This window comes from Xanthomonas campestris pv. phormiicola, from assembly GCA_025666215.1.
Taxonomy (GTDB): domain Bacteria; phylum Pseudomonadota; class Gammaproteobacteria; order Xanthomonadales; family Xanthomonadaceae; genus Xanthomonas_A; species Xanthomonas_A campestris_A.
Genome location: CP102593.1, coordinates 5249808 through 5270195 on the forward strand (window position 1 = coordinate 5249808; position 20388 = coordinate 5270195).

At 70.9% G+C, this 20388-nt stretch carries 12 protein-coding genes and 1 pseudogene; 4 read left to right on the forward strand and 9 right to left on the reverse strand.

Going from position 1 to position 20388, the window contains the following annotated elements; translation table 11 throughout:
• Positions 1–31: 31 nt before the first annotated feature.
• From NRY95_22285 to NRY95_22315, 7 genes and pseudogenes are all read right to left on the reverse strand, one after another.
• A complete protein-coding gene (locus NRY95_22285) occupies positions 32–391 on the reverse strand; it encodes a hypothetical protein (GenBank protein ID UYC16360.1) in 360 nt (119 codons plus the stop codon).
• Positions 392–431: 40 nt separating this feature from the next.
• Positions 432–1895, reverse strand: a complete 1464-nt coding sequence (locus NRY95_22290; GenBank protein ID UYC16361.1) for a mannitol dehydrogenase family protein — start codon at positions 1893–1895, stop codon at positions 432–434.
• A 198-nt stretch (positions 1896–2093) separates the two neighbouring features.
• Entirely contained in the window at positions 2094–4838 is a 2745-nt protein-coding gene (locus tag NRY95_22295; protein UYC16362.1) for a glycoside hydrolase family 3 C-terminal domain-containing protein, read from the reverse strand.
• A 3-nt stretch (positions 4839–4841) separates the two neighbouring features.
• The gene (locus tag NRY95_22300; protein ID UYC18670.1) at positions 4842–6494 is read right to left on the reverse strand and encodes a glycoside hydrolase family 43 protein; all 1653 of its coding nucleotides are present in this window, start codon (positions 6492–6494) and stop codon (positions 4842–4844) included.
• A 53-nt stretch (positions 6495–6547) separates the two neighbouring features.
• Positions 6548–6883 (reverse strand): annotated as a pseudogene (locus tag NRY95_22305) (bifunctional D-altronate/D-mannonate dehydratase).
• Between the two features lie 88 nt (positions 6884–6971).
• Complete coding sequence (locus NRY95_22310) at positions 6972–8963, reverse strand: 9-O-acetylesterase (GenBank protein UYC16363.1); 1992 nt, start codon at positions 8961–8963, stop codon at positions 6972–6974.
• The gene (locus tag NRY95_22315) at positions 8960–11161 is read right to left on the reverse strand and encodes an alpha-glucuronidase (GenBank protein ID UYC16364.1); all 2202 of its coding nucleotides are present in this window, start codon (positions 11159–11161) and stop codon (positions 8960–8962) included. Before NRY95_22315 ends, NRY95_22310 begins: the two co-directional genes overlap by 4 nt.
• A 134-nt stretch (positions 11162–11295) precedes the next feature.
• On the opposite strand from NRY95_22315, the gene NRY95_22320 reads away from it, so the two are divergent.
• Positions 11296–12420: a LacI family DNA-binding transcriptional regulator gene (locus tag NRY95_22320; GenBank protein ID UYC16365.1), complete on the forward strand. Its 1125-nt coding sequence runs from the start codon at positions 11296–11298 to the stop codon at positions 12418–12420.
• A gap of 26 nt (positions 12421–12446) precedes the next feature.
• On the opposite strand, the gene xylA is transcribed toward NRY95_22320, so the two are convergent.
• Positions 12447–13787, reverse strand: coding sequence for a xylose isomerase (gene xylA / locus NRY95_22325; protein UYC16366.1), 1341 nt, complete (start codon positions 13785–13787; stop codon positions 12447–12449).
• A gap of 503 nt (positions 13788–14290) precedes the next feature.
• On the opposite strand from xylA, the gene ttcA reads away from it, so the two are divergent.
• The 3 genes from ttcA (at position 14291) to NRY95_22340 (ending at position 17413) form a co-directional block, all read left to right on the forward strand.
• Positions 14291–15166 carry a tRNA 2-thiocytidine(32) synthetase TtcA gene (ttcA, locus tag NRY95_22330; GenBank protein UYC16367.1) on the forward strand — a complete coding sequence of 292 codons (876 nt, stop codon included), beginning with the start codon at positions 14291–14293 and terminating at the stop codon, positions 15164–15166.
• Positions 15167–15298: 132 nt separating this feature from the next.
• Entirely contained in the window at positions 15299–16207 is a 909-nt protein-coding gene (locus NRY95_22335) for a recombination-associated protein RdgC (GenBank protein UYC16368.1), read from the forward strand.
• A gap of 426 nt (positions 16208–16633) precedes the next feature.
• The gene (locus NRY95_22340) at positions 16634–17413 is read left to right on the forward strand and encodes a M48 family metallopeptidase (GenBank protein ID UYC16369.1); all 780 of its coding nucleotides are present in this window, start codon (positions 16634–16636) and stop codon (positions 17411–17413) included.
• Between the two features lie 648 nt (positions 17414–18061).
• Here the strand turns inward: NRY95_22340 and NRY95_22345 are convergent.
• Positions 18062–20242, reverse strand: coding sequence for a methyl-accepting chemotaxis protein (locus NRY95_22345; protein ID UYC16370.1), 2181 nt, complete (start codon positions 20240–20242; stop codon positions 18062–18064).
• Positions 20243–20388 lie beyond the last annotated feature (146 nt).

Below are 20388 nucleotides of genomic sequence, written 5' to 3' on the forward strand. Positions count from 1 at the left end.
CTCGCTCTACGAAGACACCGTAACGGCCTGGCTAGTCGGCAAGCCACTGACGAAAATTCACGCACACCGTGGTCTTGTCCAGCATCGCGAACTCGCGCGCCCCCCAGGGCCTGAGCGCGACGGTGTTGCAATTCGGATGGAGAAAATGCGGCACGCGTGCGGACATTTCCGCGAAGATCGCATCGACATCGTCGGTGTCGACGCTGAGCTCCGGCCGATCCTTCGCCGCCCACTCGGGGTTCTCGACCAGATAGGCCTTGGCGCCGTCGCGTGCGACGACGGCCATGGTCGCGTCCTGGTACAGGACGGCAAAGCCCAGGCCGTCGACGAAGAAGTCGAGTCCGTCCTGCAGGCGGTCGTAGAAGATCTTTGGGATGAGGTTCTTGAACATCGGGGTTCCTGCGCTGGCGGAGGAAGGTAAGCGGCGAATGTCACATCGACGCAAGGGCTTGCCGCGTGCTCCCATGGCTTCTGTCGCCCAGCGCAGCATAAACGCTTCGCATTGCCTTCACGAAACGTACATCTCCCGACAGCGGCGCAAACACGGCATTCAGCGCCAGGAAGGCGTTCACGTCATGGCCCGCATCACCAGTCGCACCGCGCCCGATCCCGGTCAGCACTTCGCTCATCGGGTCCACCAGCGCCACGCCGGCGCGCGCCTGCCGCCGCACGAACTGCATCCACGCTGCGATCGGCAGGCACAGACGGTCGATGCGGCGGCCGGCGGCCAGGGCATCGGCGATGGTGCCGAGCAGGCGTACCGGCAGTTTCTGCGAGCCGTCCCAGGCGATCTGCGCCAGGCGGTGGGCGATGGCGGGGTTGCGGAAACGGGCGAGGATGGCGCCGGTGTAGTGCTGCGGGTCGAAGCCGGGCATCGGCGTCAACGTGGGGGCGATGTCCTCGCGCATCAGGGTTTCGACGAAGGCGGCCAGTTGCGGGTGGCGCATGGCGTCGGCGACGGTGTCCAGGTCGAGCAGGGAGCCCAGATACGCCAGCGCGGAGTGCGGGCCGTTGAGCAGGCGCAGCTTGGCGCGATCAAAGCCGGCGATGTCGTCGCTCAGGGTGACGCCGGCGCGCTCGAAGGCGGGGCGGCCGTTGCAGAAGCGGTCTTCGATCACCCATTGGCTGTAGCGCTCGCGCTGGATCGGCCAGGCGTCGTCGCAACCCAGTTGCGCGGCGACGCGCTCGCGCAGCGCGTCGTCGCTGGCCGGGGTGATGCTGTCGACCATCGAGCGCGGGAACGCGGCTTCGGTTTCGATCCAGGCGGCCAGTGCCGGGTCGATGGCGTGCGCGAACTGCAGCACGGCGCGGCGCAGCTTGCCGCCGTTGTCGGGCAGGTTGTCGCAGCTGAGCACGGTGTACGCCGCCAGGCCCAGGCGCAGGCGTTCGCGCAGGCCGGCGACGAGGTAGCCGATGGCGCTGCGCGGGGCATGCGCGGCGGCGAGATCGTGGACGATGTCCGGATGAGCGAAGTCGAGCTGTTCGCCGGCCAGGCAGTAGCCCTTCTCGGTGACGGTGAGGGTGACCAGGCGCACCGCGGGGTCGGCCAGGCGGGCCAGGACGGCGGGTTGTTCGTCCTGCGCGCAGAGCACTTCGCGGATGGCGCCGATGATGCGCAGCTCGGGGGGTTCGTCGAGCAGGGCGAGGGTGTAGAGGCCGTCCTGCGGGCGCAGTGCGTCGCGCAGCTGCGGGCTGTGCAGGGACACGGCGCTGATCGCCCAGTCCGGTTCGTCGGCGAGCAGGTCGTCGAGGTAGACCGCCTGGTGGGCGCGGTGGAAGGCGCCGGCGCCGAGGTGGACGATGCCGATGCGGACGCGGTCCAGCGCGTAGGTTGGGCGGGCGATGGCCGTCGGCAGGCTGGGGAGTGTGGCGGCGGTGAGGCGTGGTTCGGTCACGGGCAGTCCATGAGGGGGATTTTTTTCGGTCTGAGACTTGGTCGGCAGGGCTGTCGGGACTGAAGTCCCTCCCACAATGGAGCTGAGGCGAGCGGGGGTTGGGCCGGTGAGGCGGTCGCGGCTGAAGCCGCTCCCACAGGGATCGCGGGGGTCCGGTTCGGTGGTGCGAGCGGTGACGGCTCGCACCACCGATTGCGGTCACGGCCGCGGCTTTGCTTCCGCCGTGGGCGACGGCTGCACGCTGAAGCGCTGGCGGGCGCGCACGTCGCTGCTGGAGGCGCCGACCTGCAGTTCGTAGTCGCCCGGGTCCACCACGTAGGCCTTGCGCGCTTCGTCGTAGCTGCGCAGGTCGGTCTGCGGGGAGATGGCAAAACTTACTTCGCGGGTTTCGCCGGGCTGCAGGGCGATGCGCTGGAAGCCGCGCAGTTCCTTGCTCGCGCGTTCGCGCTTCGGCGCCAGCGGGTGCAGGTACAGCTGCACCACTTCGTCGCCGGCGCGCTGGCCGGTGTTCTTCACCTTGAGCGTGGCGTGCAGGCTGCCGTCGGCTGCCAGCTTGCTGCGGTCCAGGCACAGGTCGGAATAGGCGAACTGGGTGTACGACAGGCCGTGCCCGAACGGGTACAGCGCGGTGCCGGCGAAGTAGCGGTAGGTGCGGCCGCGCATGGCGTAGTCGTCGAACGCGGGCAGCTTTTCGCTCTCCTTGTAGAACGTGACCGGCAGGCGGCCGCCGGGGTTGGCGTCGCCGAACAGCACGTCGGCCACGGCGCTGCCGCCGCGCTGGCCGGGGTACCAGGCCAGCAGGATCGCCGGCACGTGCTGCTGCGCCCAGTCGATGGCCAGTGCCGAGCCGGTGGTCAGCACCGCCACCACCGGTTTGCCGGTGCCCTGCAGCGCTTCGAGCAGCTCGCGCTGCGGCTTGGGCAGGCGCAGGTCGGTGCGGTCGCCGCCGGCGAAGCCGGGATAGTCGACCTTCATCTCCTCGCCTTCCACGTCGCCGGTGAGGCCGCCGACGAACACCACCACGTCGGCGTGGCGCGCCGCGTCCAGCGCGTCCTGCAGCGGCGGCTTGGCGCCGGGCTGGCGCCAGGCCAGGCGCACGCCGGCGTCGCGCTCGCCTTCGTAGTACTCCAGGCGCAGGTCGTAGCTGCGGCCGGCTTCCAGGCGCACATCGACGCCGTCGGCGTGCAGGCGGTCGCTGGCGCTCCAGCGGTCGATCAGGCGCTTGCCGTCCAGGTAAAGCCGCACGCCGTCGTCGGCCGCGGTTTCCAGGTGGTAGGTGCCGGTGGCCGGCGGCACCAGCTTGCCGCTCCAGCGGATGCTGAAGTTGTCGGCCGGGATGGCCTGGTCCGGGCCGGCTTCGCCGCGCGCGAGCAGGTTGTCGGTGGGCGAGCCGCGGTCCCACTTGAAGCCGATCTGCGCATCGGTGCGCACCAGCGCCGGGGAGCCGGACAGGTCGCGGTTGCGGAAGTATTCGCCGCGCAGGCCGCGCTCGGGCGAATCGGCCGACGGACGCAGGTACTGCGGCTCGATCAGCGGCGTGGCGGCGGGATCGTCGCGGCCTTCGACCAGGTCGGCGCCGCGCGCGTACAGCACTTCGGCGTCGGGCGCGGCGGCGCGGATGCCCTGCAGCACGGTGGCCGGCGCGGCCGGCGTGCCGTAGTAGTTGCCGAGCAGGGCCATGGTGTCGTCGGCGGTGGGGCCGATCACGGCGATGCGCTTGATCTTCGCCCGCGACAGCGGCAGCACGCCGTCGTTCTTCAGCAGCACCAGCGATTCGCGCGCGGTGCGCCGCGCCAGCGCGTCGTGTTCGGGCGACTGGTTGGCCGAGATCGGAATCTGCGCCCAGGGCAGCTTGTCCGGCGGGTCGAACATGCCCAGGCGCATGCGCGAATACAGCAGCTTCTGCAGCGCCTTGTCGACTTCGGCTTCGCTGATCAGGCCCTTGCGCACGGCGGCGGGCAGCGTGGAGTACTCCTCGCCGCATTCCAGCTCGGTGCCGTGCTTTACCGCCAGCGCGGCGGCTTCCTCGCGGGTGGCGACGATCTTGTGGTTCTTCCAGATGTCCACGATCGCCCAGCAGTCGGACACCACGTAGCCGTCGAAGCCCCAGCTGTCGCGCAGCACGTCGCGCAGCAGGAACTTGCTGGCGCTGGCCGATTCGCCGAACACGCGGTTGTAGGCGCCCATCACCGCATCCACCTTCCCTTCCTTGACCAGCGCTTCGAACGCCGGCAGGTAGGTCTCGTAGAGATCGCGCTGCGACGGGTGCGCGTCGAAGTGGTGACGGTCGGCCTCCGGGCCGCTGTGCACGGCGAAGTGCTTGGCGGTGGCGTCGAGCTTGCGATAGGCCTCGCCTTGCGCGTTCTTCGGCACATCCGCGCCCTCGCCCTGCAAACCCTGCACGAAGGTCACGCCCATGCGCGCGGTGAGGAACGGATCCTCGCCGTAGGTTTCCTGGCCACGGCCCCAGCGCGGGTCGCGGAAGATGTTGATGTTCGGCGACCAGAACGTGAGGCCCTGGTAGCGCCCGTGCTGGTCGTGGCGCAGGGCTTCGTGGTGCTTGGCGCGCGCCTCGTCGCTGATCGCGGTGGAGACGTCGTGCATCAGCGGCAGGTCGAAGGTGGCCGCCATGCCGATCGCCTGCGGGAACACGGTGGCGCCGCCGGCGCGGGCCACGCCGTGCAGCGCCTCGTTCCACCAGTCGTAGGCGGGCACGCCCAGGCGCGGGATCGCCGGCGCGGCGTTCTGCATCTGGGCGGCTTTTTCCTCCAGCGTCATCCGCGACACCAGGTCGGCGGCGCGCTGCTCGAAGCTGCGCTGGGTGTCCAGGTACGGCGGGGGCGCTTCGGCGGCAGGCGCCGCGTACGGCGCGATGGCCAGCAGCAGCGCCAGCGTCGCGACGCGGCGGCCATGTCCTTGGTACGGCGCAGTCTCGGTGTGCATTGGCTACTCCTTGCTGGATCGATCCGGTTCGCGGCGGGCGTACGGCCCGAGGGTGGTGCCGGTGAAACCGCCGGCCACGGCGGTGCTGAGCATCGCCGCATCGTCGTCGCGGCGCAGCCACTGCCAGTCCTGGCCATCGGCGGCGAAGGCGAAGGCATAGCGGCCGCCGTCGCCGGCGATCTTCAGGCGCAGCGCGCCCTTGGCATCGACCGTCCTGCGCGCGACGGTGCTGGTGCGCTTGCCGTCGCGCTTGTCGAGGAACACTTCGGCGCGTGCGCCGCGGCGACGCACGCCGAGCACGTACCAGGCGTCGGCATTCTGGAATGCGGCCAGGCCGGCGACCAGGCCCGGCCGCGCCGGTATCTGCACGGCGGCGCTGGCGTCGAAGCGCGTGTGCTGCTGCCGGTAGCCCAGAAACGCGGGATTGCCGCTGCCGTCCAGGCCTTGCGTGCCGGGTTGCAGGGTCAGCCAGCCCGGATGGGCGCGCAGGTCGAGCCATTCGCGCTTTGGCGTGCGCAACAGCAGCCAGCGGCGGTCGCGTTGCCGCGCGTCGAAGCCGTCGCGCCAGGTGAAGTTGCCGCTCAGCGGCGCGGCATCGGCATCGGCGCGTAGTCCGGCCGGCCCCGGCGCGACATAGGGAATCGGCTGCCCGGCGGGCAGGATCGACGGCCAGCCGTCGTGCCAGCTCACCGGCAGCAGGAAGGTCTCGCGGCCGGTGTTGTAGCGGTGCTGCGCATACGGGCGGCTGGCCAGGAACAGCGCCCACCACTGCCCGTCGGGGCCTTCGACCAGATCGGCATGGCCGGCGTTGCTGATCGGATTGGCGCGCTCGGCGGGCAGGTCGCGCTGGGTCAGGATCGGGTTGTGCGGCGCCGGCAAATACGGTCCCCATGGCGTGCGGCTGCGCAGCGCCACCTGCGAATGCTGCGCGCCGGTGCCGCCTTCGGCGCAGGACAGCAGGTACCAGCCGTCGCGCTTGTACAGGTGCGGGCCTTCGATCCAGATCGGCTTGCTGGCCAGATCCACGCCGCCGTTGACCAGCACCTGGCGCGGGCCGACCGGCTGCATCCGTGCCAGGTCGAAGCGCTGCATCCAGATCGCGCGGTGCCCTTCGTACAGCGGCGCGCCCTGCGGCGGTCCGTTGTTGAGCAGGTAAGCGGTGCCGTCGTCGTCGAAGAACAGCGACGGGTCGATGCCGTCGATGTCCGGCAACCAGTGCAGCGGCGACCATGGCCCGGCCGGATCGTCGGCGCTGGCGATGAAGTTGCCGCCGCTGTCGACCGCGGTACCGACTACGTAGAAACGGCCGTCATGGTACGCGATGCTGGCGGCGAACATGCCGCGCGACACATGCAGGCCGTCGTAGTCCAGTTGCCCGGCGCGTTCGACCACGTTGCCGACCTGCCGCCAGTGCACCAGGTCGCGGCTCTCGAACACCGGCAGCGCCGGGAAATAGGCGAAGGTGGAAGTGACCAGGTAGTAGCGGTCGCCGGCGCGCACGACGCTGGGATCGGGATAGAAGCCAGCCAGCACCGGATTGCGGTAGTGGCCGGGCGGCAGCGGCGTGGCGAACACCGCATCGTCGCCGCGGTATTCGAACCAATCGAATTCGGCAATGTCGGCGGCCCGCCCGCGCTGCGCCGATGCCGTCTGCATCGCCACGCCACCCAGCAGCACCCACAGCAATGCGCGTCCCCAGCGCATGCGCCTCACCATTGCCACATCGCGCCGTCTTCCAGCCGCGCCACCGGCAGCTGCTGGGGCGCGTAGGAATAGCGTGCGGCCGGGGCTTCGTCGATGTCCACGTCATGCCCGGGCGTCTCGCCGCAATGCGGGCGGCCGGCCTGGAAGGTGTAGTCGTGCGGGAGCACCGCCTTGGCCTCGTCGGAATGGAACAGGTATTCCTGGATGCCGACGTTGGGCACCCAGGTGTCGAAGTGCAGCGCCGCGCCCATGCACACCGGCGACAGGTCGGTGGCGCCGTGGAAGCCGCTACGCAGCTGGTGCAGCGCGGCGAAGTCGGCCAGCCGGCGCAGGTGAGTGACGACGCCCCGTGTCTCGACGATCTCGCGGTCGCGGGCCGAGCCTTGGGCGCAAGCAGCGCCATCGGAAGTCTGGGTCATCGCGGATCGCTCACGGGGAAGAAGCCGCAGCCGCACGGGCCGCGGACGGGAGGGAAAGTTCGAACGGACCGGCCGGCAGCCCGGCGCGATCGAACAGGGTGCACACCGGGCTGTCGGCCCAGCAGTAGCGCACGCGGGTAGGCGCCGCGCCGGCAGGCACCGGCAGGCGCACGCTGCGGTCCTGCAGTTCGGCCTGCGCATAGCGGCAACTGCCGGATGCCGCGCCGCACAGTTCGAACCCGATCGGTGCATCCGCGCCATAGGCCTGCAATGCGCCATCGACGTCGTCGAAATCGACCACCAGCGCCGCGCCGTCGCGACGCAGCGCATGCGCCACCGGCCCGGACGCCGCCAACGCCTCGCCATAGACCACGTGCCGCGCCGCGCGCGCCAGGCGCCGGCCGAGTTCCTGCTTGTTGGCCGGATGGATGTCGTAGCGGTCGCCGATGTCGATCGCCACCGCCAGGCCGGCATGCGGATCGGCGGCGACGAAGCGCCGTTGCGCCTCGCGCAGCTGCGCCCAGCCGCTGTCGCCAGGGTGGGTGGGCGGCGCGCCGTAGTTGGCCAACTGCACCAGCAGCAGTGGCAGTTGCGCGCCGAAGCGCTGCCGCCAGTCGCGCTGCCAGGCGTCGAGCAACGCCGGATAGCCGGCCGCAGCGCCGGTGTTGGATTCGCCCTGGTACCACAGCACCCCGCGCAGGCCGAGGTGGCCGAGCGGCGCGATCATGCCGTTGTACAGCGTGGTCAGGCCCGCGGCCGAGGACCACGGCGCGCGCGGCGGCGTGCCCAGCTGCGGCGGCACGATGCGGTATTGCCAGCCGGCCAGCGCCACCCGGCTGCCGTCGCCCAGTTGCAGCTGCTGCGCCTGCGCATCGCCGAGCAGGCCGCCGCGGCGGTAGCTGTTGTACACGTTGACCACCACGGTGTTCCTGCCCGCATGCAGCACGCCGCGCGGCAGGCGGTAGCTGCGCGGCTGGTCGGCGCCGTAGCTGCTGCCCACCGCCCGGCCGTTGACCCAGGTCTGGTCGAGTTCGTCCACCGGCCCCAGCGCCAGCGTCGCCTGCTGCCTGGCCTGTTCGGCGCTCAGCGTGACCGTGCTGCGGTACCAGACCATGCCGTTGAAATTGACCAGCTGCGGCACGCCCCAGTCGTCCCAGGCGCCCAGCGCCGCCGGTGCGGCGCGCCAGCCGCCGCCGGCATCGTCCGGTTGCCACGGCGCGCCGGCGCCATGCGCACGCCACCACGCTTCCCACAACGTGCCCCAGCGTGGCGCCGCCTGTTGCGGATCGGTGGCGTAGCGCGCCAGCACGTCCAGCGCCGGCGCGTTGCCGTCCACCTTGCGCAGGGCCGCATCGCCGATCCACGCCTGCATCTGCGAACCGCCCCAGGACGCGTTGATCAGCCCCATCGGCACGTCCACGGTCTTGCGCAGTTCGCGGGCGAAGTAATAGCAGGCGGCGGAAAATTCGCCGACCGTCTCCGGCGTGGTCGGCTGCCAGGCGGCCACGCCACCGAACTGCGCCTGCGGGGTCGGGCTGGACTGCGCCGGCACCTTGAACATGCGGATCGCCGGCTGCTGCGCATCGGCGATCTCGCTGCGCGTATCCAGCGTGCGCTGCACCGGCAGTTCCATGTTCGACTGGCCCGAGCACAGCCACACGTCGCCGAGCAGCACGTCGGCGGCGCGCTGCACGCGGCCGTGCGCGGTGCTGGCCTGCAAGACGTACGGCCCGCCGGCGGGCAACGGCGCCAGCTGCGCCTGCCAGCGGCCCTGGCGGTCGGCGCGCGCCTGCGCGCGCTGCTGCGCCAGCTGCACGGTCACCGTCTCGCCGGCCGCGGCCTGGCCCCAGACGCGGATCGGCGCATCGCGCTGCAGCACCGCGTGGTCCTGAAACAACGCATTCAACAACAGTGCGTCGTCGGCATGCGCGAACGCGGGCACGCACAGCGCCGCCAGCAGCAGGCGGCGGGCGATGCGAACAGCGGAACGGTGCGGCGTCATTGCGGATTCCCCGGTGCGTACGGAAACGACAGCGATTGGTAATACGCCAGCGGATGCGGCGGCGGCGCGGTGCCCGGCGGCAGCGCGCGTCCGGACACCTGTTGCCAGTAGGCGATGCTGGCATCGCGCCACCACTGCGCCTCGCGCTGCTGGATCGCCAGGAAATCGGCGACCTGGCGATAACGTTGCGCATCCACATACGGCGCCAGCCCGGCCCAGGTCGCGCGCATCCGCGCCACCTCGGCCACGCCGCGGTCGTAGCGGCCGAGCAGCGCATTCCACAGCGGCTGGCCCGAGGCCATGCGATGGTCCCACGGCACGTGGTGGAACCACAGCAGATACCGCTCCGGCACCGTGCGCACGTCGCCGAAACGGCGCGCCAGCGGCGGCGCGTACTGCGCCACCGCGTCGCTGCCGGTCGCGCTGCGGTCGAAGCCGATGCCGTTGCGGTCGGCGCGGTGGTAATACACCGGGTCCCAGTCCGGCCGCGCGCTGCCCGCGTCCCACGGCGCCGGGCCGTAGTGATGGCCGCGGCCCATCAGGTGATGCAGGCCGAGCGGGGTCATGTAGTCGACCGCCGCCTGGTGCGAGGCCATCATCATGCCGACCACCGGTGTGACCAGCGCCGGATCGTGGCCGAAGGTCATCCGGACCCAATCCTCGGCAATGGCCCGCGCATCGCCCTGCGGATCCCAGGCCAGCCGCCCGAACGCGTACCAGTTGGCCTGGTCGAAGATCGAGCCGCACCAGTTGCGGTCCGCACCGATGTTGGCGACCCCGGCGATGCCGCTGAGCGCATGCCCGTCCACGCCGCCCTCCACCACCCGCGCCACCGTCGCGCGCTTGCCGCGCCGCGTGTCCGCCTGCAGGGTTTCCTGGTACAGGGTGCCCAGGTAGACCAGGTGCGTGGCGAAGCCCAGGTACTCCTTGGTGATCTGGAATTCCAGCATCAGCGGCGTCTTCGGCATCGCCCCGAACAGCGGATGGAACGGCTCGCGCGGCTGGAAGTCGATGGCGCCGTTCTTGACCTGCACCACCACGTTGTCGCGGAACTTGCCGTCCAGCGGCACGAACTCGCTGTACGCCTGCTTGGCGCGGTCATCCGGCTGCGCGTGCGAATAGACGAAGGCCCGCCACATCACCACCCCGCCGTGCGGCGCCAGCGCGTCGGCGAGCATGTTGGCGCCGTCGGCATGGCTGCGCCCGTAGTCCTGCGGACCGGGCTGGCCTTCGGAATTGGCCTTGACCAGGAAGCCGCCGAAATCGGGAATGCGCGCGTAGATCGCGTCGGCCTTGGCCCGCCACCAGCGCTGCACCGCCGGGTCCAGCGGGTCGGCGCTGGCCAGCCCGCCGATCTCGATCGGGGCGCTGAAGCGCGCGCTCAGGTACACGCGGATGCCGTACGGGCGCAGCGCCGCGGCCAGTGCCGCGGTCTTGTCCAGGTAGGCGTCGGTCAGGCTCACTGCGCTGGCGTTGACGTTGTTCAGCACCGCGCCGTTGATGCCGATCGAGGCGTTGGCGCGCGCGTAGTCGGTGTAGCGCGGGTCCACGTAGCCGGGCAGCTTCTGCCAGTCCCAGAGCGAGGCGCCGGCGTAGCCGCGTTCGACCACGCCGTCCAGGTTGTCCCAGTGATCGAGCACGCGCAGCTTCACCCGCGGCGCATCGCGCAGCGCCAGCCGCGCCGGCGCCTGCCCGGTCTGCAGCAGGCGCAGGAAGCGGAACGCCGCATACAGCGCGCCGCGCTCGCCACCGCCGACGATGGCGGTGACCGAACGGCCATCGACCACCACGCTGCGGATCAAATAGCCCTCTTCGCCCAGGCCGCGCGTGTCCAGCCGCAGCCGCGCGATCGCCGGCGTGGCCGGGGTGCCGAGCACGATCGCGCCGGCGCGGTCCGCCGTTGCCGCCAGCGGCGGTTCGGCGCCGAGCAGGCCGCCCAGGCCGCGGCGCAGCTCGTCGCGCGCGGCCCGCTGCATCGGCGTGTCGGCATCCGCCACCAGTTGCGTGGCGGCCGCGCGCCACGGCGCGGCCTGCGCCTCGGCCAGCGGCTGGTAGCGCAACCACAGGTCGTAGCCATCCTCGGCCTGCGCCACGGCGATCGGCACTAAAAACGCCAGCCACAGGCAGGCGCTGCGCAGCCAGCCGGCGCACAGGCGGTGCCGGCACTGTGGCGCGCGCGACCATGCGCCGCCGCTCATGCGCGCCTCCTTCGGCCCGATGCCGGCGCGCACCAGCGGTCGCCGCCCACCCGGCTTCCCGGTACCATGCAGGCGTCACGCGTGTCGGGATCCACACCGTGCCGCGGCGCCGCCGCACGCGGGGCTTGCGCAGGATGTCCCCGGTCGCGATCCACGCCCGCACGCCAGCGAAGAGGCCCATTTTGGAGAAGGTCAGGAAATCGGTCCGCCGCAAGAGCCTCGCCGTGACCATCGACGAGGTGGCCGCACTGGCCAAGGTCTCGCCGATGACCGTGTCGCGGGTGATCAACGGCCAGGGCAACGTGCGCGACAGCACCCGCGAGCAGGTCATGCGCGCGGTCGACACGCTCGGCTACACGCCGAACCTGGCGGCCAGTGCGCTGGCCGCCGCCCAGAGCACCCGGGTCGCGCTGATCTACAGCAATCCCAGCGGCGCCTACCTGGGCGAGCTGCTGGTCAGCGTGCTGCGCGCCGCGTCGCGCACCTCGCTGCAGGTGGTGGTGGACTACTGGGACGACCTCGGCGCCGAGGCCGAACGCAAGGCCGCGCGCAAGCTGGCCAAGAGCGGCGTGGCCGGGGTGATCCTGCCGCCGCCGCTGTGCGAATCGGATGCGGCGATCCGCGAACTGGTGCGCGCCAAGGTACCGGTGGTGGCGATCGCCTCCGACCGCTTCAGCGAGCAGGTCGCCTGCGTGCGCATCGACGAGTTCAACGCCAGCAAGGACATCACCGCCTACCTGATCGCGCAGGGCCACACCCGCATCGGCTACATCGCCGGCCGCTCCAACCTGTCGGCCAGCGCGCGCCGCTTCGAAGGCTTCCAGGCGGCGCTGGCCGAGGCCGGACTGCGCCTGGACCGGCACCTGCTGCAGCCGGGCGACTACACCTACCGCTCCGGCCTGGATGCCGCGGAAAAACTGCTGTCGCGCCGCCAGCCGCCCAGCGCGATCATCGCCAGCAACGACGACATGGCCGCCGCGGCGATCTCGGTGGCGCACCGGCGCGGCCTGGACGTGCCGCGCGACCTGTCCGTGGTCGGCTTCGACGACACCTCCGCCGCGACCACCGTGTGGCCGGAACTGACCACCATCCGCCAGCCGATCGCGGCGATGGCCGATGCGGCGATCGACATCCTGCTGCGCAGCATCCGCAGCAAGGAACGCGCGGCCCGGACGAAGATCGATCATGTGCTCGCTCATCAGCTGGTCAAGCGCGATTCGGTGGCCGCACCGGCCGCCGCGCGCGCCGGGCGGCGCTGACACGGCGGCGGCCGACAGGGTCCGCATCAGCGGATCAGGTACTGGTTGATCAGGTTCTCGTAGGCTTCCTGGCGGCCGCTGACCTGCTTGGGCGCGCCGGCCTTGGCCGCATGCGCGGCCAGCTCCGCCAGCGTGCTGCGGCCGGCCGCGAACGCCGCACCGGCGCCGCTGTCGAAGCTGCTGTAGCGCTCGGCGCGCCACTGCTCCAGCGGCGAGGCCGTCAGCAGCGCATGCGCCACTTCCAGCCCGCGCGCGAACGCGTCCATGCCGCCGATGTGGGCCAGGAACAGGTCCTGCGGAGCGGACGACTCGCGCCGCACCTTGGCGTCGAAGTTCAGCCCGCCCGGCGCCAGCCCGCCCTGCCGCAGCACCACCAGCATCGCCCCGACCGTGTCGTACAGGTCGGTCGGGAACTGGTCGGTGTCCCAGCCGTTCTGCGGATTGCCGCGGTTGGCGTCGATGCTGCCGAGCAGACCCGCGTCGCTGGCCACCTGCAGATCGTGCTCGAAGCTGTGGCCCGACAGGGTGGCGTGGTTGGCCTCGATGTTGAGCTTGAAATCGTTGTCCAGGCCGTGCTGGCGCAGGAAGCCGATCACCGTGGCGCTGTCGAAGTCGTACTGGTGCTTCATCGGCTCCATCGGCTTGGGCTCGATCAGGAAATTGCCTTTGAAGCCGATGCTGCGGCCGTAGTCGCGGGCGATGGTGAGGAAGCGCGCCATGTTGTCCTGCTCGCGCTTCATCTGCGTGTTGTGCAGGCTGGCATAGCCTTCGCGGCCGCCCCAGAACACGTAGTTCTCGCCGCCCAGCTCGACCGTGGCGTCGAGCGCGGCCTTGACCTGCACCGCCGCGCGCGCGACCACGTCGAAGTCCGGATTGGTCGCCGCGCCGTTCATGTAGCGCGGATGCGAGAACAGGTTGGCGGTGCCCCACAGCAGCTTGATGCCGGTGTCGGCCTGGCGCTGCCTGGCGATGCCGACCATGTGCTTGAGGTTCTTCTGGTACTGGCCGACCTCGTCCGCGTCCGGCGCCAGGTCGATATCGTGGAAGCAGTAGTACGGCACGCCGAGCTTGGTGAAGAACTCGAACGCCGCATCGGCCTTGGCCTCGGCACGGCCGAGCGCGTCGCTGCCGGCGTCCCACGGATAGGCGCGCGTGCCCGGGCCGAACGGATCGGCGCCGTTGCCGCAGAAGCTGTGCCAGTACGCCACCGCGAAGCGCAGGTGCTCGGCCATGGTCTTGTCGCCGATGCGCTTGTTCGCGTCGTAGACCTTGAACGCGAGCGGATTGTCCGAGGCCGTGCCTTCGAACGCGATGCGGCCGATGCCCGGGAAGTATTCCTTGGCGCCGATGTAGACGGAGTTGCTCATGGGAGGCGGGGTCCTGTGGAGTGGGAGGAAGAAGACGCGCGTAGCTGCCGAGCTACCGCAGCGGCAGCGATCGGCGAGCTGGACGCAGGCGCGAATGGATGGAGGGGCGCCGGCAGGGGCCTGCGCGCTGCGCGATCGCCGTCGCCGGCACGCGCACCTGTGGCGCGGAGACTGCAGGCCCGGTCCAGGGCGGCACTCGGGCGCCGCATCCGGTAGCCTGCACGCCTGTCGCGCAGCGTCTTACGCGACGTTATGGTAGCGCTATCAGAAACCGCGCTAAAAAAAGCTTCACTGCGGAGGGAAGCCGACGGGGCCATCAGATGCGGTTCGCAAGCCGGGACCACGCGGACTTTACCCAGCCCATCGGCGAAACGCTTGCTGCGCTGCGCCATCGGCGTGCGCAGCGTGCGCGCCCCACAGTGCCGAGCGCGGTGGGCAGCGCGCGCCGCGCCCGATCTCGCGCGCGCGGACGGCATGCGTCGCGCCAACTACAATGCGTGCCGATGACACCCGCGCCCTTGCCCCTGCCGCAACTCCTCGCCGATCCCGCCCCGCGCGACCGGCGCACGCCCTCGGCGCTGGGCAAGCGCCTGTGCCGACAGGTCGGCCAGGCGATCGCCGATTTCGGCATGATCGAAGCCGGCGACAAGGTCATGGTGTGCCTGTCCGGCGGCAAGGACAGCTACACCCTGCTGGACATCCTGTTGCAGCTGCAGCGCAAGGCGCCGGTGCCGTTCGAGCTGGTGGCGGTGAACCTGGACCAGAAGCAGCCCGGCTTCCCCGCGCAGGTGTTGCCCGACTACCTGCGCGGCCTCGGCGTGGCCTGGCACGTGATCGAACAGGACACCTATTCGGTGGTCAGCCGCGTGGTGCCCGAGGGCAAGACCCTGTGCTCGCTGTGCTCGCGGCTGCGCCGCGGCGCGCTGTACCGCTACGCCGCCGAAAACGGCATCAGCAAGATCGCCCTGGGCCACCACCGCGACGACCTCGTCGCCACCTTCTTCATGAACCTGTTCTTCCACGCCCGGCTCGCGGCGATGGCGCCGAAGCTGCGCAGCGACGACGGCCGCCACGTGGTGATCCGGCCGCTGGCCTACGTGCGCGAGGCCGACATCGCCGAGTACGCGCAGGCGCGCGGCTTCCCGCTGATCCCGTGCACGCTGTGCGGCAGCCAGGAGACCCTGCAGCGGCGCCAGGTCGGGCTGATGCTGCAGCAGTGGGACCGCGAGCATCCGGGCCGCATCGAGCAGATCGCGCGCGCCATGGGCAACGTGCAGCCGTCGCAGCTGGCCGACCCGGCGCTGTTCGATTTTCGCGCGCTCGGCGCTGCCGATGCCCCGCCAGCCATGGCCTGGCCCAGCGGCGAAGAGCACGGGTGAGGCGCCTGCCCGCGGCCGGCGCCCGCCGCTGAACCGCGCGTTGCGGTATCCGGGCGGGAGCGATGCGACAATGCCCGCCGCCCACCCTGCGCATGGCGCCGGGCCGTTCCCGTTCCTTCTGCTGGATGCTCGATGTTCTTTCGCAACCTGACCCTGTTCCGCTTCCCCACCACGCTCGATTTCTCCGAGATCGACAAGCTCCTGCCGGAGGTCCAGCTCAAGCCGGTCGGCCCGCTGGAAATGAGCTCGCGCGGCTTCATCTCCCCGTTCGGCCGCGACGAACGCGAAGTGCTGTCGCACCGCATCGCCGAATTCCTGTGGCTGACCGTCGGCGGCGAGGACAAGATCCTGCCCGGCTCGGTGGTCAACGACCTGCTCGAGCGCAAGGTCGCCGAGATCGAGGAGAAGGAAGGGCGCCGGCCCGGCGGCAAGGCGCGCAAGCGGCTCAAGGACGACCTGATCCACGAACTGCTGCCGCGCGCCTTCGTCAAGACCTCGCGCACCGACGCGATGCTCGACCTGCAGCACGGCTACGTCGCGGTGGACACCTCCAGCCGCAAGAGCGGCGAGAACGTGATGTCCGAGATCCGCGGCGTGCTGGGCAGCTTCCCGGCGCTGCCGCTGAACGCGGAAGTGGCGCCGCGCTCGATCCTGACCGGCTGGATCGCCGGCGAACCCTTGCCCGAAGGCCTGAGCCTGGGCGAGGAGTGCGAGATGAAGGATCCGATCGAAGGCGGCGCGGTGGTCAAGTGCCAGCATCAGGAACTGCGCTGCGACGAGATCGACAAGCACCTGGAAGCCGGCAAGCAGGTCACCAAGCTGGCGCTGATCCTGGACGACCACGTCTCCTTCGTGCTCGGCGACGACCTGGTGATCCGCAAGCTGAAGTTCCTCGACGGCGCCCTGGACCAGCTGGAGAACGCCGACCAGGACGGCGTGCGCGCCGAACTGGACGCCCGCTTCGCGCTGATGAGCGCCGAGGTGCGACGCCTGTTCCTGCTGCTGGAAGAAGCGCTGAAGCTGAGCAAGGCGGAGACCTGAGGCGAGGCCGGCAGCGGGCCACCCGGCTTGCCGGTTCCGCTCGTCGCGACTGAAGTCGCTCCCACAAGGAGCCCTCGGCGAGCTTGCTGGGTGCACCGTGGGAGGGACTTCAGTCCCGACTGCAGCCGAAGCCGGCGAACGTCCCGACTCCGCTCGTCGCGGCTGAAGTCGCTCCCACAAGCGGCCCTCGGCGAGCTTGCTGGGTGCACTGTGGTAGGGACTTCAGTCCCGACTGCAGCCGAAGCCGGCGAACGTCCCGACTCCGCTCGTCGCGGCTGCGGCCGCTCCTGCGGGGCGCGGCGTGCGCTGCTCGGATCCACTGCCGAACGATGCGGGGGCGACTGTGACCGCAATCCAGCTGAAGCATGCAGTGCGAACGGTGCGCGCTGTCACCGTGCATGCGCGCCTGGGCGGTATGCTGTGCGCATGCCCGATTTCCTCCGTCGCCTGATCGCGCCGCCCGCCGCGGCCGTCGAACGCGACCTCGTCCGCCTGCGGTTGGACGAGCGCGAGATCGACGTGCTGCGCGTGCGCGACCCGCGCGCGCGGCGGATCAAGCTCAGCGTCGACGAGCGCGGCGCGCGCCTGACCCTGCCGCTGCGCGCCAGCCTGGTGTCCGGCGAGCGTTTCCTGCTCGAACACCGGCACTGGCTCGGCGAGCAGCTGGCGCGCTATCAGGAAGACGACAACGAACCCGGCCTGCAGCGCGGCGTGCCCGGCTGGCTGCCGCTGCGCGGCGAACGCCTGCCGCTGCGCTGGAGCGAGGGCCGCTACGCGCGGCTGCAGGTCGATGCCGACGGGGCGCAGCTGCAGTTGCCGGCGCGCGCCGGCGATGCGGCGATCGCGCGCGCGCTGCGCGAGTTCTACGAGGCGCAGGCGCGCGCCGATGTCGGTCGCTGGTTGCCCAAGTACCTGCCCTCGCTGCCGCGCGCGCCGGCGCGGGTGCGGCTGAAGGTGATGTCCTCGCAATGGGGCTCGCTGGCGCCGGACGGCTCGATGGCGCTGGATCTGGCGTTGGTGCTGGGACAGCCCTCGGCGTTCGAATACGTGCTGGTCCACGAGCTGTGCCACCTGATCCAGGCCAACCACTCGCCCGCGTTCTGGCGCGAGGTGGAAGCACGGTACCCGGCCTGGCGTGCCGAGCGCGACTATTTCCACGCGCATGGGCGGCGCCTGAAGGCGCAGTTGCGGCGGCTGTTGAGCTGAGGCGTCTCGTGCACGCCGCTGTCGCGCGCGCACGAGGCAAGCCAACTCGAAGCTGTTTCAGCCCGGACGATGACGTAGCGCCCGGACGCATGAGAGCGGCCCGGCGGGTTGGGCCTGGCAGGCCGGCAGCCGGCGTCGTGCGACACGGCGGCAAGGCACGCAACGCGGCCACACCGGGCGAATCCGGCAGCGTCTTCGGGAAGGGATGGTTCGCCTCGAGGCGCGCAGCGCCGTGGCGATGGACAGATTCGGAGAAAACGGAAGGACGGCGCGTTTCGCCTCAGCGCTGCGGAAGAAGAACTCCATGCGCAGCGCCCGGCAGGCCCCCGCTCCCCGCCTACCTCACACCTGGCACGACCTCCGGCGCCAGCGAACGATACGGTCCGTGCGGCGCTACGCCGGCATGTCAGGACGCCGGGATCGGGCCGCGTACGCAAGACGTATCGCGTCTATGCCTGTCTTGTCGGCAGGCGTGGCGGGAACTTAAGCGAAATTTTTTCTACACACAAGCTTCATGGACACCGTGCAGGCGACGCATTCAGCCGCCAGCGGCCATCCCCCCGGCGCCAGTGTCCTGGACGCTCCGGGAGCGCTGCGCGGGCGTAAGCGCCCGCGCACGACGCCACCGCGCGACCCCGCGGTGCCCGGCTAGGCGCCGACGGCCAGATCGAGCTCGGCCGGTGCCGGAGCGGCCATGGCGGGCCGTTGGTGCGGCGCCTCGGCGCGCGCCTGCAGCCGGAACACCGCCACCGCCGCGGCCAGCGCGCCGGCCTGCTGTTCCAGCGCATGCGAGGCCGCGGTGGCCTGTTCCACCAGCGCCAGGTTCTGCTGCGTGGTGCGGTCCATCTGCGCCATCGCCTGGCCGACCTGCTCGATGCCGGCCGACTGCGCCTGCGACGCCACCGCGATCCCGGCCACGACCTCGTTGACCTCGCCCACCGACGCCAGCACCCGGCCCATGGTCTGGCCGGCGCCATGGACCTGCGTCGAGGCCACCGCGACCTGCGACAGCGAGGCCTCGATCAGCGTCTTGATCTCCTTCGCCGCGCCGGCCGAGCGTTGCGCCAGCGCGCGCACCTCGCTGGCGACGACGGCGAAGCCGCGGCCCTGTTCGCCGGCGCGCGCCGCCTCCACCGCCGCGTTGAGGGCGAGGATGTTGGTCTGGAACGCGATGCTGTCGATCACCGCGATGATCTCGCCGATCTTGCGCGACGACCCCTGCACGCCCTGCATCGCCGCCACCGCTTCGTCGATCGCCGCGCCACCCTGGCGCGCGACCGATGCGGCCGCGTGCGCCAGCTGGTTGGCCTGATGCGCGTGCGCAGCGTTCTGCTTGACCGTCTCGGTCAGCTGCGCCGCCGAGGCCGCGGTGCGCTCCAGCGCGCCGGCCTGCTCGGCGCTGCGCCGCGACAGGTCCTGGTGCCCATCGGCGATGGCGCCGGCCTCGCTGTCGATCGCCGCGGCCGCGCGCTGGATCCCGGCCACGATCATGGCCAGCTGGTCGGCGGTGGCGTTGGCATCGTCGCGCATGCGCGCGAACACGCCGTGGAATTCGCCGTGCATGCGCACGCCCAGGTCGCCGCAGGCGATGGCGCGCAGCAGCGTCGACAGCGCGCCGAGGTTGCCGTCCACGGCGGCCATCAGCTGGTTCAGGCTTTCGAGCATGATGCGGAAATCGTGCTGGTGGCGGCTGACGTCGCCGCGCGCGCTGAAGTCGCCGGCCGCCGCGGCCGCCGCCAGGTGCCAGATGTCGCGGTTGAGCGCGCCCAGATTGGCCTTGATCGCGTCCATGGTGTCGGAGATCGCCGCCTGCTCGCCGGGCAGGCGCGGCATGTCCTCGCTGAGGTCGCCGATCGCGTAGCGCTGCATCAGCGCGACCGTGCACTGCACCGTGCCCACGTGCAGCTCGACCAAGGCATTGGCATCGTGCAGCAGTTGCCCGTATTCGCCGGGGAACCCCGCCGCGTCGCTGCGGTGCGCGACCGCGCCGGCCGCGTGGCGCTGCGCCATCTGCCGTTGCTCGGCGAGCACCGCGCGCAGCTGCGCCTGCATGGTCTGCATGCTGCGCAGCAGCTCGGCGGCCTCGTCGTTGCCGTGCACCGGCAACGGTGCGTCGAGGCGGCCGGCGGCGATCGCCGCGGCGATCCGCGTGCCTTCGCGCAGCGGCCGCACCAGGCTCTGGGTGATGCACCAGCCCAGCCAGGTGGCCACCGCCAGCAGCAGGCCGCCGCCGATCAGCAGCATCCAGCGCGCGCGGGTCATCGTCGCCACCGCATCGGCGTAGGCCTGGTCGCTGAGCGTGCGCAGGTGCGCGGCATTGCGCTGGATCGCCTGCTGCCATTGCGCCAGCAGCGGCTGCAGCGTGTACAGGTGCAGGGTCTGCGCGTCCAGGTTCTGGTTGTCGGCGGCCAGCGCCAGCACCTGGGTCTGGAACGGCTGCACCTGGACAAAGGCCTGGTCGATCGCGGCGCGGCGCTGCGCGCCGGTGCGGTCGGCCGGATCCAGGCGCATCGCGAACAGCTTGCGGCGCACCTGCGCGTAGTCGCGCGCGGCCTGGCCGATCGCGCGCACCACCTCCCGCTTCTCGTCGGGGTTGGTCAGGATCACATCGTTGAGCAGGCCGATTTCCAGGCGCGCCTGGGCGGTGACCATGGCATCGGACAGACGGATCTTCTCCATCTTGTCCAGGCTGATGTCGTCGAGTTGGCGGCGCGCCATGGCCATGGAGGCCAGGCTGGCGACGATCAGCGCGCCGCAGAGCAGCAGCAAGGCCGCGAAGGCGAAGGTCAGTCGGGGACCGACTGGATAACGACGGAGGAGACGGATCATCGGGGCGGGGAGAGGTTCGGGCGCAATTGCCCACACGTACCCTGGCCACCAAGCTTTACCGAAACGCGACCGACCTACGACAACATGGCGAACTGTGACGCCGGGTGGATCGCAACCGCGGCGTGTCGCGCGTCGCAGCCTCTATC